This window comes from Ralstonia nicotianae, assembly GCF_018243235.1.
Lineage (GTDB): Bacteria > Pseudomonadota > Gammaproteobacteria > Burkholderiales > Burkholderiaceae > Ralstonia > Ralstonia nicotianae.
This window is the reverse complement of sequence record NZ_CP046674.1, coordinates 1,188,197-1,204,231: the sequence shown is the minus strand read 5'-3', so window position 1 is coordinate 1,204,231 and position 16,035 is coordinate 1,188,197. Positions and strand designations below refer to the sequence as shown.

Annotated in this window: 10 protein-coding genes and 1 pseudogene; 2 read left to right on the top strand and 9 right to left on the bottom strand. The window is 69.5% G+C overall.

Annotated features, from left to right (window positions below):
- Positions 1-14: 14 nt before the first annotated feature.
- Genes pelG through GO999_RS05510 form a run of 7 tightly spaced genes read right to left on the bottom strand, consistent with a single transcriptional unit; the run spans position 15 to position 12,856 of the window.
- Entirely contained in the window at positions 15-1,385 is a 1,371-nt protein-coding gene (gene pelG / locus GO999_RS05540) for an exopolysaccharide Pel transporter PelG (protein ID WP_016722788.1), read from the bottom strand.
- Positions 1,385-2,974 carry a GT4 family glycosyltransferase PelF gene (gene pelF, locus GO999_RS05535; protein ID WP_011002196.1) on the bottom strand — a complete coding sequence of 530 codons (1,590 nt, stop codon included), beginning with the start codon at positions 2,972-2,974 and terminating at the stop codon, positions 1,385-1,387. The genes pelG and pelF overlap by 1 nt, the downstream gene beginning before the upstream one ends.
- The gene (locus GO999_RS05530) at positions 2,971-3,960 is read right to left on the bottom strand and encodes a tetratricopeptide repeat protein (RefSeq protein WP_011002197.1); all 990 of its coding nucleotides are present in this window, start codon (positions 3,958-3,960) and stop codon (positions 2,971-2,973) included. The genes pelF and GO999_RS05530 overlap by 4 nt, the downstream gene beginning before the upstream one ends.
- A gap of 7 nt (positions 3,961-3,967) precedes the next feature.
- Complete coding sequence (locus tag GO999_RS05525) at positions 3,968-5,419, bottom strand: PelD GGDEF domain-containing protein (RefSeq protein ID WP_011002198.1); 1,452 nt, start codon at positions 5,417-5,419, stop codon at positions 3,968-3,970.
- A complete protein-coding gene (locus GO999_RS05520; RefSeq protein WP_011002199.1) occupies positions 5,419-5,979 on the bottom strand; it encodes a hypothetical protein in 561 nt (186 codons plus the stop codon). Before GO999_RS05520 ends, GO999_RS05525 begins: the two co-directional genes overlap by 1 nt.
- A 45-nt stretch (positions 5,980-6,024) precedes the next feature.
- Entirely contained in the window at positions 6,025-10,023 is a 3,999-nt protein-coding gene (locus GO999_RS05515) for a tetratricopeptide repeat protein (protein ID WP_211906639.1), read from the bottom strand.
- Positions 10,010-12,856, bottom strand: coding sequence for a bifunctional glycoside hydrolase/polysaccharide deacetylase family protein (locus tag GO999_RS05510; protein WP_016726328.1), 2,847 nt, complete (start codon positions 12,854-12,856; stop codon positions 10,010-10,012). The genes GO999_RS05515 and GO999_RS05510 overlap by 14 nt, the downstream gene beginning before the upstream one ends.
- A 470-nt stretch (positions 12,857-13,326) precedes the next feature.
- Between GO999_RS05510 and paeA the strand changes: the two genes are divergently transcribed.
- Positions 13,327-14,652 carry a polyamine export protein PaeA gene (paeA, locus tag GO999_RS05505; protein WP_016722783.1) on the top strand — a complete coding sequence of 442 codons (1,326 nt, stop codon included), beginning with the start codon at positions 13,327-13,329 and terminating at the stop codon, positions 14,650-14,652.
- Here paeA and GO999_RS05500 read toward each other — a convergent pair.
- Positions 14,583-14,994: pseudogene (locus GO999_RS05500) on the bottom strand (carboxymuconolactone decarboxylase family protein). The gene paeA and the pseudogene GO999_RS05500 overlap by 70 nt on opposite strands.
- A gap of 159 nt (positions 14,995-15,153) precedes the next feature.
- Positions 15,154-15,387, bottom strand: coding sequence for a hypothetical protein (locus GO999_RS05495; protein WP_011002204.1), 234 nt, complete (start codon positions 15,385-15,387; stop codon positions 15,154-15,156).
- 365 nt (positions 15,388-15,752) lie between these two features.
- Between GO999_RS05495 and GO999_RS05490 the strand changes: the two genes are divergently transcribed.
- Positions 15,753-16,028: a hypothetical protein gene (locus GO999_RS05490; protein WP_011002205.1), complete on the top strand. Its 276-nt coding sequence runs from the start codon at positions 15,753-15,755 to the stop codon at positions 16,026-16,028.
- Positions 16,029-16,035 lie beyond the last annotated feature (7 nt).

Genomic DNA, 16,035 nt, shown 5'->3' with positions numbered 1-16,035 from the left:
AACGGCCCGCGCGGCTATTGCAGCATGAACGTCTCATACTCCAGCCGATCCAGCTTCCGATCCAGAATGGTCAGGCTGGCCATCACCACCAGCAGCAGCGCCACGGCGAACCCGTAGCCATACCAGGCCGGCCCCAGTTGCAGCGTGATCCATGTCAGTATGCCGTTGAGCACCACGAACGCACCGGTGAGCACCATCACCACGCGGCGGCGATCGAGGTAGAAGAAGATGTTGAGCACGCCCAGGAACACCACCTGGAGGCTGGCGGCGAGCGTGTCGACGTACAGCAGCGGCAAGTACAGCTCGGAGATATGCAGCGCGCGCAGCAGCGCGGCGCCCAGGGCGAACAGCAGCAGCGCGGCCATCGACTGGACCTTGACGATCTCGTACAGGCCGGCGCGGATCGTCAGCACCATCGTGTTGCGCATGTCTTCGATGTGCTCGAGCGAGGCGCCACCGCGCACGGCGTTGTAGAAGGCGTCGTAGTACTCGACGAAGTCGGTCTCGATGCGCACGAGGAACACCGCCATGCCGGGGATGATGCCGAGGTAGGCCAGGAACACCGGGATGTCGTAGATGACCGACGCCTTGAGCGGCCCGATCACCTGCTGGCCCGTGCCGGGGGCATACCAGAACATGAACTTGTCGAGCCAGATGCCCAGGTTGTAGAACAGCCCGATCAGCATCAGCGACGGATAGGCGTGGCGCGGGTTGAACACCTCGAACGATATGAAGCGCCGCCCGGTGAAATTGCGGTAGATCAGCGCCACCGTGCCGATCAGCAGGCACAGCTGCCCCGTCACGAAGCCCAGCAGCAGCCCCTCCAGCCCCAGCCGGTTGAACAGCAGCGCCAGCAGCACGGTCATCGTGTAGCCGACCAGGAAGGTCCAGACGATGGCCTTGTACTGCTTCATGCCCGACAGGAAGATCACCGCGATCCAGATGTTGCACATGACCACGAAGCCGGCCAGCATCAGCACCCGGTAGATGGCCGACTGCTGCGGGAACACGAACAGCACGACGATCGACCCCAGCCAGGCCGCCCCCAGGGTGATGACGAACGACACCGCGTGGTAGTTGGGCAGCACCAGGTCGGCGCGCTTCTCGAACAGGCGGTCGGACGTGAACCGCGTAAGCGCGAGCTGCAGCGGCCCGGTCACGATCAGGCTCACCGCGATCAGGTAGGTGACGGACACCTGGAACTGCGTGATGAGCACGCCGGGAATCACGAACGGCAGGCTCAGGATACCGATCAGCAGGATCCCCACGATCGACAGGATCCACGGCCCGGAACTGATGATGCCGGCGTAGGTGTAGGCGCGCAGCAGCCCGAGCAGGCTGTCGCGCCGGAGCATCTTGCGCAGTTCGAAACCGATGCCGGCCATCAGCGCGCTCCCTGGTGATGCGGACACGCCGCGGCGGCGGCCTTGGCGCCCGGCCCGGTGGGCATGTCCGGCTGCGCGCGCAGGCGCTCATACAGCTCGCGGTAGCTGCCGACCATCATCTCCTGCGTGTAGTAGCGCTCGACGCGGGCGATGCCGGCGGCCTGCGCGGCGTACCAGCGGGACTCGTCGCTCAGCAGGTTCAGCACCTCGGCGGCCAGCGCGGCCGGGTCGGCGATGCGCACCACGGCGCCCGCCGCGCCCAGCGCCGCGTCGTCGCCGTCCAGGCCGAACAGCAGCTGGCGGCACGAGCCGACATCGGTGGTGACCGACGGCACGCCGGCGGCAAACCCTTCCAGCACCACCAGCGGCAGCGCCTCGCTGATCGAGCTCAGCACCAGCACCCCGACCTTGGGCAGCACATCGTCGATCTTCTGGAAGCCGAGGAACTTGATGCGCTCGCCCAGCCCCAGGCTCTCGGCCAGGCTGTGGCATTCCTGCGCGTAGTCGGGGTCTTCGTCTTCCGGGCCGGCGATCCAGCCTTCGGCGTCGGGCATCTCGCGCGTGATGGTCAGCATGGCGCGGATGAACGTCTTCACGTCCTTGATCGGCACCACCCGGCCGATCAGGCACATCACGCGCGGCACGCTGGGCCCGCGCCGGTCGCGCAGCGCGGCCAGGCGCGGCAGATTGATGCCGTTGGGGATGTTGCGGGTCTTCTGCGCCGGCGCGCCGTCGAGCACTTGCCGCAGGCGGTTGCCCTCGTACAGCGAGATGATGTCTTCGGCGGCGTCATAGCAGACCCGGCCGATGGTCTCGAAGAAGCGCACCCACAGGTCGCGGAAATAGCTGATCTGCGAGATGTCCTTCTCGAAGATGCTGCGGTTGTCGCGAATCCACTGGCTCTGGAACAGGTCGATCTTGCGTTCCTTGGTGTAGATGCCGTGCTCCGAGACCAGCAGCGGCCGTCCCCAGCGGTAGCGCAGCAGCGCGCCCAGGAACCCCGCGTAGCCGGTGGAGATGGTGTGGAACACCTTCACCGGGATCAGGTTCTCGGCAATGCGCACCAGCATCCACAGCGGCTTGTGCATGATGCGCACGGTCCAGAAGTAGTCGGTGAACGACGGGTCGGTGCAGTAGCGCCGGTAGTAGTCCGTCATCATCTCCCAGGCGCGGTGGCTGTAGAGGAACTGCTCCTCGGCCAGCGGGCCGTCCTCACGCAGGTCGGCGATGGAGGCGCGGATCAGCTCGGCGGTCTCGCCGTGGTTGGCCGGGTCGCGCAGCGCGTCATGCAGCTTGCGCGAGCGATCGAAGGCCCGGGTATCGCCGCCGCTGGCCTGCACCAGCGGCGGCGCGGGAAAGTCGTACAGGTAGTGGCACTCCACGTGCACCACGTTGTCGGGCAGGGCGTAGACCGGCTTGCCGTAGTCTTCGCGGCGGCTGCCGATGAAGACGAGGGCGAAGCGGATGTCCGGAAAGGCCCGGATCATCTGGTTGACCCAGCTCGACACCCCGCCGCTCACATAGGGAAAGGTCCCTTCAAGCAGCAGTGCGACATCGGCGGATTCGGCACGCGGGAATTCGTCGGTCATGATGTCCAGTAGCGCAACAGCGGGCGCAGCAGCGGTAGCGGCGAGCGGCTGGAGAACTGCGCCAGCGCGGCCCGCGCGCCGGCATAGTCGCGGCGCAGGTAGCAGGCCTCGGCCAGCGGCGGCAGCAGGCGGTCGCGCGGGAAGCCCAGGGCCTCGGCCCGGCGCAGGTGCGACTCGGCCACGTCGGCCTCGCGGCGCGACAGCGCCAGCCGGCCGCGCATGTACCACAGCGCGGCGTTACCGGGCAGGATGTCCAGCGCGGCGCTGGCATAGCGCTCGACCTGCTCGGCGGTATAGCGGTAGACATCGCCCTGCACCAGGTTCTGGTAGATCAGCTCCCAGTACAGGTCGGCCAGGCGCTTGTTGATCTCGTAGCGGGCCTCCGGCGTGGTGGCCGCCTCCTCCAGCCGCGGCAGCTCGGCCAGGATCTTCTGCATCAGCACCTTCTCGGCGCTGTCGAGCATGCCGTAGGCCAGCAGGCGGATGTCGTCCACCGGATCGGCCAGCAGGTCGCGCAGCACCGGACTGGCGGTGCGGGTCGGCATGGTCTGCATGGCGACCAGCGCCGTCATGCGGCTCTGCACCGGCGCGCGCGTGTTGCCGAGCTGCGCCCGCAGCCGGGCGCCGCCGCCGTGCGTCACGCGCGAGATCAGGTGGGCCACGAAGACCGGCAGGCCGACCTCGGCAAGCGCGCTCTTCTGCTTCGGCTCGGGGAACATCTTGCCGATCAGCGCGCTGCCGAGCACCAGCAGGCAACCCGCCACCGGGATGACGAAGCACAGCGTCACCAGGTAGCCGTAGCTCCAGACGAACGGCACGCGGTAGCGGCGCGGCAGCAGGCGCCAGGCGGCCAGGCCGATCAGCAGGGCGGCCATGCCCTGCGTCATCATGCAGGACAGCAGCAGCGGCAGGCTGTTGCCCGCATGCAAGGCCATGGCCACCGCCGCGATCTGCGCCGCAACGCCGCTGAGCGTGAGCTTGAACATGCGCGCCTCAGCCGTCCAGGTGACAGCGTCCGATGAAGCGCGCGAGCGCCTCGCCCGGGTGCTCGCCGGTCACGTACAGCGTCTGCACGTTGACCTGCGCGGCCTCGAAATCGACGCCGAACTGCGCGCGCAGGCTGTCCTCGATGCGCACCAGGTAGGCCGACACCGCGCCCGCCCCCGACAGCGGCATCAGCGTGACGATGGCGCGGCACGCACTGCCGCGCATCTGCCAGACCACATCGAGCGCACGCCGGCTGCGCACCACGTGCTCGAACAGGGCATCGCTGGCCTCGTCGTTGCCGAAGGTCAGCGCCACCACGGAAGAGTCGATGCCGGTGTCGCGGTGCAGGCGCGCCAGGCGGCCGAGATCCAGCGCGAACTCGTACGGCGCATCCGGCACCAGATCGAGGATCTCCGAACTGACGGTCAGGTGGCGCACGCCGTCGGCGTAGTAGCCGAGCAGCACGAGCAGGAACTGCAGGTTCTCGTACGACAGCGACAGGAACGGCATCTGCTGCACCACCACCACGCCGATCAGCTCGTCGGCGCCCGACAGGATCGGTGCGCAGGCCACGTAGCGCGAGCCGTCCTCCTGGCGCAGCTCGGGCGCCTGCGGATGGCCGAGGGTATGGGTATCGATGCAGTGGCGGATCAGCGGATCGTCGGCGACAACCTCGAACGCGGCGCCGACGCGCGCCACCGGCTCCGGATCGACCCGGTTGCCGGTCACGCGCACCATGGCCGCGACTTCCAGCTGGCAGGCCTGCGCGGCCCACTGCAGGAACTGCGTCGCGCCGGGCAGCTGGGCCACGTCGGGCGCATCGTCGCCGCTGGCATGCTCGCGCGCGGCCAGCGCCAGGCTGCGCAGCTGCGTGAGCGTGTCGCGCAGCGTGGTCGGCTTGGCCAGCAGGTCGTTCTCCAGCCGCTCGTGCGACAGGCGCAGCAGGAAGTGGTTCTTGGTGAGCGCCGCCAGCCGGTCGTTCAGGTAGCCGTTGACGATGCGGGCCCGCGACAGCCGCGCGCCCCAGATATCGCCGTATTGGCCGCCCACCAGCATCATCATCAGGCCGCCCAGGAAATACATGCGGGGAAACGTGCCCTGGCCGTAGAACACCCACCAGGCACCGACCACCACCAGCGCCGCCACGGCACCCAGCAGGGTGCCGTAGCGCAGCGCCAGGATCAGCGGCACCAGCCAGATCCACGGGAAGCCGTAGCCGAGCAGCAGCGGATTGTTCGGCTCGAACAGCCAGACGATGCCGATGGCGACCATGGTGGCGCCGATCGTCTCCAGGATGGGCGTGCGCCGGGTGAGCGTCGGCGCGACCAGCCGCCCGTACCAGGTCGACGCGCCGATACCCTGCGCGTTGCGCCGCCGATCCTGCTGCCGCGCATCGGATGCGGCGGCCGCGGGCCTGGCCTTGGTGGAAGGATCGGCCTGCACGGTGTCCGCCCCCATCAGCTCCGGCCCAGCGGCGACAGCAGCTCGCGCAGCAGCTTCTGCGCCACGGCCGACACGGCGTCGCGGCTCCAGCCGGTGCGGCTGCCGGTGGCGCTCCAGATCACGTTGCCGCTGGGCACGTCGATCACCTGCAGGGTGATGCCCACGGCGGGCTCGCCGTCCACGCCCACCTTGTACCGCCATTCGGACACCGCGCCGGTCAGGGCATAGCGGGCCTTTTCGCCGCGCGCCCATTCGAGCGCGCGCGCCGTGGCCTCGCGCTCGGCCGGTTCGAACAGCGACTCGCTGTTCAGGCTGGGCGGATATTGCTTCAGGTTGCTGAAGCCGCGCGCCTTCAGCAGGCTCATCGCGATGCTCTCGGCGCGCAGGCCGGCCTGCGGCGTTTCGGTGTAGTTGGCGATCGGCAGCACGACCCACGCATCGGATGCCTTGCCCGCCGGGGCGCGTCCGCTGTCGACCACCGCGCAGGCCGACAGCGCGAGCGCCAGCCCGAAGCCGGCCGCGACCGCCAGCCAGCGCCGGCGGCCGGCCCGGATCGTGTCGAGAAAGGGTGTCATGGTTCTCTCCGTTGCTTCCTTCAAGTCGTTCTTGTCCTGTCCTGCTCAGTACAGCCACCGGTAGCGCAGGCCGATCTCGGTCATGGGCGACGTGCCGGCGCGCGTGATCGAGGCATGCCCGATATACAGCGCCAGGTGGTCGTTGCCCAGGACGCTGCCGGCCGCGCCCACCTGGAGCTGGACACCCCAGCCCTGGCGATTGTCGTGCAGCATGCCCGCATCCAGGAACGGCCGCCAGGCACGAGCATAGCGCTCCAGGTAGTCGGTGCCGAAACCGAACAGCAGCCCGTACTGCGCGAACGAGCGCGGCACGAACTGTTCGGCCGACATCGCCGCCCCGGCAGGCAGCAGCCGGCCGAGCGGCGCGCCCGGCGCCCCCGATGCGCTGTACCGCGCATACGTGCCGGTCAGCCGGATCGTATAGTCGGGATACTCCACCCGGAAGCGGTGGCCGATCTCGCCGTCGAACACCGTGCCGCTGCCGAGGAAGGAGCGGTCCTGGCCGTAGAAGCGGTCGCCCTCCACCCGGGCACGGACGTATTGTCGCTGCGTGAACCGCCAGTTGGCGCCGATCGTCGCGATGTCCTTGACGCCGCCCACGCGCAGCTGCGGCGTCTCGCTGGCCGGCTGATTGCGGCCCACCGCGAACTCCGTGACCACCGGCCCGGTCTGCCCCAGCTGGCCGTCCAGCCGGAACGTCGTGAAGGATGCCAGACCCTGGCGCCAGCCGACAGTGCCCTTCCACCGCGCATCCCGCGTCAGGTATTGCGAAATCCAGTCGACGCTGCGGTCCTGCGCCGGCACGCCGGTCAGCTGCTGAGCGTCGATGGAGCGCTGGTTGCGCTGGGTGGCACGCAGCAGCATGCTGTAGTGATCCGTCAGCCGGGTGCCGGCGGCCGCGCTGCTCTCGAAGTACGTCAGCGGCGCCTGCTTATACCAGGTCCCGCGCGGCTCCAGCGCCTGCGCGTTGGCCAGCAGCGTCTCTTCGACGCGCTGGTGCAGCTGCGGTTCGTCCGGCGCGGTGGTCAGGCCGCCGAAGGCCAGCCGCTGCGCCTCGCCCAGGCGATCCGTCATCGCGTTGGCGTCGATGCGGGCCGCCAGCGGGAGGCGGTCCGGGGTGTCGTCCAGCAAGCGGTTGAGGGTTGGCAGGTCGCGCTCGGCCAGGGCGATCGAGATCTCGGCGTAGGCCGGCCGCGCCGCGCCGCGAGCGTACTGCTGCAGCAGCCAGGCGCGCGCCAGGTCGTTCGCCTCCTGCGACAGGGCCCAGCCCAGCGCGGCCTCCTTGGCGATGGCGGACACCAGCTGGTCGCTGGCGCGGGCCGCATTGCGCGAGGCGGCAGGCGATTCGGGCGGCTCCGGCGGCAGCACATCGAGGTCGCCCAGCTCCGACCCGGCGATGGCCGCGCGGCCGCCCTCGCGCGCGGCGCGGGTTTCGCGGCGATCGTCGCGCAGCAGCTCGATCAGCAGGCGCTGGGCCAGGTCGCCCGACCCGAACGTCTGCGCCAGCGTGGCGCGGCGGGCACGCAGTTCGGCGCGCGCGCCGTCCTCCAGCGCAGCCGGCTGCACCTCGTCGGACGCGGCGGCCCGGCGTTCCCCCGGGGCCCCGGCGCCGGCCTCTTCCCCTCGCCACAGCAACCGCCAGGCCTCGCGGCGCAAGCGCCACGCCACATCGGCCTGTCCCGCCATCTCGCGCGCATCGGCGTAGGCCAGCAGCCAGAGCGGGTCGTTGCGCATCGACTTGCCCTGCCGGCCGAGAAAGCGCAGCGCCAGGCCGGGATCGGCCAGCCGCAGGCCGGCGGCGGCATAGGCGCCCCAGTAGACGGAGTCGTTTTCCGCCTCGCCCCGCCAGTGGGCCAGCGCGCGCTTGAGCTCCGCGATCTGGCCGGAATCGATCAGGCTCCACAGCAGCGCCGCCTTCACGTCGCTGCCGGCATCGGGCAGCGAAACCGCGCAGCGCAAATCACGCATGGCGGCGTCCCACTGGCCGCGCTGGCGGTAGTACTCGGCGCGGGCGGCCAGCACGCCGGCGGAGCGCTCGGCCGCGGCGCGCTGCGCCGGCGTGAGCGAGGCAAGCAGCCCTTCGACGCGGTGGAAGGCCCCCGCCCGCGTGTAGTAATAGAGCGCCCGCTGCAGGTGAATCGGACCGCCGTCCTTGCGATAGGCCAGCTCGGCCAGCCGGCCGGCATCGATCGGGCTGGCATCGTAGAACTCGACCATCGTCGACAGGTCGTCGACCACCGCGCCCCCGCCGATCAGCAACTGGCGGTAGGCCTCGCGCATCAGGTCGTCACGCTGGTTCAGGCGGGCAAGCTGGGCGAAGGTGCGCCAGTAGAGGTCGTCGGTCGGCGAGGCGATGTGCTCGGCCGTCTGCATGGCCGCCAGCGCCAGCTCGAACTGGTCGCGCACGTACAGCATGTTGGCGAGCTTGAGCGCGTATCCGGCGTGGGGGCCGAATTCCCGCTGCAGGCGCTGGTAGCCGGCATAGGCCAGGTCGTCCTTGCCGGCCCGCTCGGCCAGTTGGGCGTAGCGCTCCAGCACGGCCTGCCGGTTCGGGCCGCGCGCGACGCTGTCCAGGTAGGCCAGCCCTTCGGCCGGCTCGCCCAGGCGCTCGTAGGCCGCGACGATCTGGTCCAGCAGCTTCATGTCGGCCGGCTGGCTGCCGGCCTTGTGGCGCAGCGCCGCCAGGTAGGCGTGGTCTTCATTGAGCGCGGGCGCCAGGCGCAGCACGTTGCGCCAGGCCACGTCGTCGCCGGTGGCCTGGGCGTAGGCCAGCCAGTGCTGCAGCGCAACCATCGGCTGGTGGTTCCATTCGGCCACCTGGGCGGCGCGCTCGGTCCAGAGCTTCAGGTCGGGGCGCTGGCGCACGGCGGCCTCGGCCACGCGCATGGCATCGTTCAGGTTGCCGCTGCCGAGAAACACGCGGAAAGCCAGGTCGTAGTCTTCCGCATTGAACGGCGCAATGCCGTGCGCGGCGGCCTGGGCGCCCGCGGGCGGCGCGGCGGGCGCGCTGGCCGCATCGGCCACGCGGCGGATGCGCGCGGCGCCGCGCGGGCGGCGCGCCATGCCCTCGACCCCATCCAGGAACACCGCCTCGGACGGCGACGGCAGGGGCTGCGGCCGCCCGCCGAACACCCAGTCGTGCCGCGCCGCACCCTCCGCCAGCGCGATGGCCGCGTCCGGCGCCGCCTGCCAGGACAGGTGCAGCAGCCGGCGCGCGTAGTAGTCGGCCAGATCGGCACGATTGCACGCCATCGCCAGCCGCGTCAGGAAGCGCAGGGTCTCCTGATCGTCGATCAGCGGGCCGGCGCGCTGCTGCGCCTCGCGCATGGCTTCGTCCAGCAGACCGCCGGCCTGCAACGCCTTGAGGCCGCCCATGAAATACCGGCGCCGCTCCTCGAGCGACGAAGCCGCCGCCTGTGCCGCGAAATTCGCCGCCGCGGCGGCGCGATAGTCCCCCACGCCCAGCGCGATCTCGGCGGAGCGGGACTGCCACTGCGCGGCGCGCGACGGGTCCTGCTTGGACAGCCGCTGGTAGAACCGGGCTGCAATCGCGCCGGCATCCAGCCCGCGCGCCTGGCCGGCCAGGACTTCCATCTCGGACGCGGTCCAGCGGTAGTCGAGCGCCTGGCCGAGCAAACCACGCAGCTCGTCCAGATAGGCCTTGCGGCGCGCATCGCCCGGCTGCAGCGCATAGGCACGCTGCTCGCGGATGGCGATGTCGAGCAGCAGGGCTTCGCGGCCGATGGCCTTGTCGTGCAGCGTGCGCATGCGGGCCAGCATCACCTCGGCCTCGTCGAGGCGGCCGGTGCGCACGTACTGGGCCGCCAGCACGGCCAGGAACTCGCCGTCGTTCGGACGCACGCGCAGCCAGGCTTCCAGGTAGGCCATCGACAGGGCATCCACCTTGCCGCCTTCCAGCAGCCGCGTCTCGAGGCGCTCGCGCGGAAACATCATGGCAAGCGCCAGCGCGACGAACCCGCCGAGCGTGCCGATCAGCCAGGGCGGCAGCAGCCGTTCGCGCGGCGCCAGATCAGCAGACCACATCGACACGCTGGTAAGTCACGCTCTGCGCGGCGACGCCGGACAGCTCCACGCGCACCGTGTTGTCCTGCGCATGGGCCGCGCGGGCCGGCCGGCCGTCGACCTGGATGCTGCACGCGCCGGCATTGGCGAGCCGCACGAACGGCTTGTAGTAGCCGCCCGCGTCGAAGGACATGCCGTTGCCGCGCCGCTCCAGCCGCTGCACGAAGGCCGCGGCTTCGGCCAGATAGGCCGGCTGGGCGGCCTGCGCATCGGTCGACACGGCAAAGCGTGCCGCGCCGCCATCAAGATGGATGTAGATTCCGCCGGCCGCCTTGCCATAGCCCGCGACGCCGTGCGCATCGGCCAGGCGGGGCGTGCCCGGCGCCATCCAGCGCAGCTCGCGCAGATCGCCGTTGCCGCGCACGACCCAGGCATCGCCGTCGCGGGCGATGGCCATGTCGCGGAAGTCGAGCACCTTGGCCACGTAGTCGGTCGCATAGATGGGCAGCACCGGCTGCGCGAGCGCGTAGTCGTAGACCTTCTTCAATGCCTTGAGCGACGCAAGCTTGGTGCCCGAGTACATGTGGTAGTAGAGGTTGATCGGCTTGAAGCGATAGGGCGTATCGGTCATCTGCAGCGTTTCGATCAGGCGATCGAAGCCATAGTACGGACCGGTCCAGTCATTGGTATAGACGTTCTCGTTCTGGTTGGGGGCGAAGACCTGGTAGGCGCCGGGCCCCTTGTCGATGCCCAGCGATGCGATCTCGGTCCACGACGGCGAACTGCGGGTGATGGTGGTATCGCCGCCGTTGATGTTGCCCACCCCGGCGTCCCATGCCATGCGCACCGCGAGCTCCGGCGGCCGGCAGTCGCCCGACCATTGCACGATCCGGACCCGCTTGTCCGGCGGCGCCAGCCTCGCGTTGATGTAGCGGATGGAGCCGCCGATCTCCCGCTCCAGGCTGAATTTGTAGCCCGGAATGGTCAGCGCGAAGGCGGAATCGCCCCCCCCGGCCTGGGCGGGCGCGCCCGGCACCGTGCGGCCCCACTTGAAGGGGTGCGAATAGGTGTGCGTGCCGAGCTCGACATAGGGCAGCGCGAACATCTTCCGGGCAATCGCCTCCAGGCGCGGCGTGAGCTTGGGATACAGGCCGCTCGGCCCCACCTCGCCCTCGATGACCGACAGCGTGGTCGGAATGCCGTAGCGCTCCCAGACCTCCTGCATCAGCACTTCGCCGGAATATTCGGGGCCGGGAAATTCAGCGCGCGAGGCGAAGCCGTCGCCGTCCACATGGACCAGCATCAGGCGCCGGCCGTTCTCGCTCGTCACATCCGGGATCGGCATGTCCGGCAGCGCCAGCGCCCGGCGCAGGAACGCCAGCGGCTGGATCACCCAGCGCGACTGCTCGATCGTGCCCAGCGAAAACACCGCGTACGGGTTGAGCACGTAGCCGCCCCACGGTGTGATGGCGGCGGCATCGAACTCGAAATCGCCCGACTTCAGGCGCAGCAGCGACTGCCCGTCCGCGCCCACCCGGATCGGCTGCGCGGCACGCCGGTCGGGCCGGGGCGCCATTTCGAAGCCGACGATCCGGTCCTGCGACACCACCGACAGCGGCCCGGTGGCATGGCCGCGCACCAGCTGCAGCCCGAGCATGTCGGTCAAGCTGCCGTCCGCCGGCAGGCCGAGCTCGTTCATGAAGGCAATGCGCACGCCGTCGTGAATGCGCTGCCGCACCCACGACGACAGCGCCGCCACCTGCCTGACCGGACCGGAGTTGATCCACACCACCACGCCGGCATAGCGGTCGGGCGGCACCTCGGCCGGCAGCGGCTGGCCGAGGTCGGCGTACTCGACGTCGTAGCCGAGGAAGTTGAGCGGCATGGCGAGAAAGCGCACGCCTTCGCTGGTGTCGATATCGGTGTTCGGGGCGCGGTCCTGCAGGATCAGCACCTTGCGCGGCAGCACCTCGATGCGCCCGACCCCGATCGTCGACAGCGCCGGATCGGTCACATAGGGAATCAGCCCCTGCGCCTCGATGCGCCTGGCGGTCTCGCGCGCGCAGGCGCGATCGGCGGGCGGACAGTAGTCGATGGCGATGACGGGCAGGCGGTATTCGTCGCGGATCCTGCGCGCCTGGCCCATCAGCCACGCGCGGTCGGCATCGTTGACTTCGCGGTACTGCTTGCTGCCCTGGTCCCAGCTGCGGTACAGCGACTCGAACGCCACCGCGTAGACCAGGTCATGCACCTGCGGCAGGATCTCGAAGCCGCGGTTGAAGATCAGCTTCGCCTCCGGATAGCGTGCCTTGATGGCCCGGATCACCCGGATCATGCCGGCCTCCTGCGCTGCCCGCGCGGCGGCGTCCTTGGCGACGAGCTGGTATGAATCGAGGGTATCGAGGAAGAAGCCGCGATAGCCCTTGTCCCACAGCGGCGCGATGACGTGGTCGACGTAGAAGTCGGGCCACTGCGGCTGGGACTGGTCGATCACGCGCGAGGCCCACGCCGCGTTGCTGCCGGCCAGCCAGGCCTTGGGCAGCGCCTGATACCAGCGGCGCCCGGGCGCGACCTCGCCTACGCTCACGTAGGCGAACCATTGCGTCGCGGGCGTCCTGGCGCGTGACGGATCGAAGCCGTGGTCGGGCTCGACCACGACCGCATCGAAGGCGCGTAGCTGCGCCACGGGGGGCTTGTCGCCGTAAAACCAGGCAATGTTCGGCGCCTCTGCGGTGGCGGCTTGCGCGGGCAGAGCACCCTCGCCAGTCGCCGCATCCGGCGCCTGTTGGGCCGGCGCCCCGCAAGGCATGGCAACGACCACGGCCGCGCACAGCGCTGCCAGCCATTCCGACACCCTTGCCGTTTTTCCCCGTTCCCCCGCGGCGCGCCGCTGTCGGCGGCTTGTTAACCACATGGAAAGCAACTCCTATGCAACTGAATGCATGCATTAGGCCGGTCTGCGCCAGCGTTTCCGTGGACGCGCTGACCGCGCGCCCTTGGAACGTCCGCCCTTCTCCGATCATGGCTGGGGCACCCGGCCCCGCACGATCCGGGACGGTACGGTCCGGATAGAGTCAAGTCAGCCCCCACGCGACACGACAGACGTGCACCAGATGAGAGCAGCCCCGAGTATCGCCGATGCCGCACCGATGCGGCAAACCCCATTTCGGTTGCTTGGCCCCCACCACGGGGGCATAGACCATTTTTGACGTTTGATCGTGCGCGCGGCGGTTTGACAAAGCGATCGAGGCTCCACCATGATGGACCGGCGCCCGCCCGCGGGCAGTCGCCACCACCCGGCTTGCCGGCCCTGACGGAAACGCTATGTACGTGCTCGTTCTGGTCACGCTGATCCTGGTCAGCGCCTTCTTCTCCGCCGCGGAAATCGCCCTGACCGCCTCGCGCCGCACCCGCCTGCAGACGCTTGCCGACGACGGCGACAGCCGCGCCCCGCGAATCCTGCAGCTCAAGGACACGCCGGGCAACTTCTTCACGGTCGTGCAGATCGGCGTGAACGCGGTCGCCATTCTGGCCGGCATCATCGGCGAGCGCCAGATCTCGGACACGCTGGCCGGGTGGTTGGCCGACTGGCTGCCGCAGGCGCGCGCCGACCGCGTCGCCAACCTGGCCGGCTTCGTCATCGTGACGGGGCTGTTCATCCTGTTTGCCGACCTGCTGCCCAAGCGCCTGGCGGTGCTCTACCCGGAGCGCTTCGCGCTGGCCATCATCGGGCCGATGCAGGGCTGCCTGCGGGTGCTGCGCCCGGTGGTCTGGGTGTTCAACGGGGCGGCCGACCTGATCCTGAAGCTGCTGGGCGTGCCGACGCAGCGTGTCGAGCAGATCACCACCGAGGACATCGCCGCCATGGTGGGCGCCGGCGCCGAGGCCGGCGTGCTGCGCAAGTATGAGCTGGCGGTGATCGAGAACGTGTTCGAGCTGGAGTCGCGCACCGTCACCTCCGTGATGACCGTGCGCGACGACATCGTCTACTTCACCCTCGATGAGCCGCTGGAATCGATCAAGCGCAAGATCGTCGGCCAACCGCACGCCGAATACCTCGTCTGCCGCGACGACATCGACTCCGTGCTCGGCTTCATCGCCTCCAAGGACATCCTGCAGCAGATCCTGTCGGAGGAGTCTTCCGCCGTGATCCGCAATGTCGGCAAGCACTACAACAAGAATCTGCTGGTGCTGCCCGACACGCTCAACCTGTCGCAGGCGCTCGCGCGCTTTCGCGAGATGCACGAGCGCTTCGGCGCGGTGGTCAACGAATACGGGCTGGTGGTGGGCGTGGCGACGCTCGACGACATCGTCGGCGCGGTGATGGGCGACATCCTGTACCTGGGCGAGGACGAACAGATCGTGCGCCGCGACGACGGCTCCTGCCTGGTCGACGGCATCACCCCGATCGCAGACGTCAAGCGCGCCTTCGACCTGGACGACCTGCCCGGCGAGCACTACGTGGAAACCATCGCCGGACTGGTCATCTACGCGCTCAAGCGCATCCCCAAGAAGAGCGAGAGCGTCGACATCGGCCCGCTGCACATCGAAGTGCTCGACATCGACAGCCACCGCATCGATCAGTTGCTGGTGTCGCGGCGCACCGACGGGCCCGCCGCATCGACACCCGCCACGCCGGCCGCATCCTGAGCGGCGAACACCGCCTTGGCGGCGCTCATGCCGTTGAGCGCCGCGGGGAAGCCGGCATGGAGCGCCATCTGCAGGATGGCCTCGGTGATCTCCTCGCGGGTCAGCCCCACGTTCAGTCCGGCCTCGATATGCACCCCCAGCTGCGGGGCGGCGTTGCCCAGCGCGCTCAGCGCGGCGATGGTGGCGACCTCACGCTCGCGCAGCAGGAAGGCGAGCCACGTCATGTCCGTGGCGCGGAACACGCGGTGGCCGTGGGCGCTCGACGCCGTCCAGCAGGCCGATGCGCTCGTAATAGCGCAGCGTATGCGTCGACAGCCCGGTGGCCCCGGCGGCCTGGCGAATGGAATGGTCAGGAAAGGGTCATGGCCGGAGCATAGAAGTTGGAGCGCGCTCCAAGTCAAGCCACGTTACCGCGCCGGCGGCCGGCCCCAAAAACAAGGCGCCGGCCCCTCGCAAGGGCCGGCGCCTCGGATGTGCCCGGAAGCGGGGGCGATCCGCCGATCAGTTCCCCGCGCCGTAGGCGCTCTTGTCCTGCTGCTTCGGGCGATGGTCGTGGTGCTTCTTTTTCTTCTTGTGTGCCTTCTTCTCGTGCGGGGCCGGCGCCGGGGCAGCCGGTTCGGGCACGGCGGCGGGCGCTGCCGGGGCCGGCGCGGCCGGCATGGCAGGCGCGGTTGCCTGCGCGAAGGCGCCGGCGGCAAAGACGGTCGAGACGAGTGCAACCAGGAGTTTCTTCATCGTATTGTCCTTGTCAGAAAGTCACATGCGGCGCGCCGATTGCCGGGCGTGACCCACCGCGCCCATGCACCGCAACGATTCAACGCCCGGCGCCACCCGCGGGATGGCCGGACGCCACCGGAGTGTGGTGCAGACCGCCCCCGTTGTCCATCAGGAATGGCCGGCGGGCATGGCCGGTTTCATTGGGGCCATGCAACGGCCGCCCGCCGTGGCGGTCCGTGTTACGCCCGCTTACACCGTGGGCGAATCCCTTACAAACGGCGGTCCACGCGTTCACGATGCCGGGCGTTTTTGCAGACATGGATCGCAAATGGGACGAGATCCATGTATCTGGAGTCCCACTCATATCCGTTAAGGAGTCTCGCATGAAAGTCGCTCAATCCCTGGCCGCCCTGATCGTTGCTGGCGCCTTCGCAGCCCCCGTGTTCGCCGCTGGCACCGCCTCCGCGCCGGCCGCTGCCGCCCCCGCTTCGGCGCCGGCCGCAGCGACCATGACGGAAGCCGCTTCGGCACCGAAGGCCGAAGCCAAGCACGCGAAGAAGCATCACCACCACAAGAAGGCCGCGAAGGCCGCAGCGACGTCGGACACCAAGGCCGACGCCGCCTCGGCGCCGAAGGCCGCCGAGCCCGCCAAGCAATAAGGCGGCG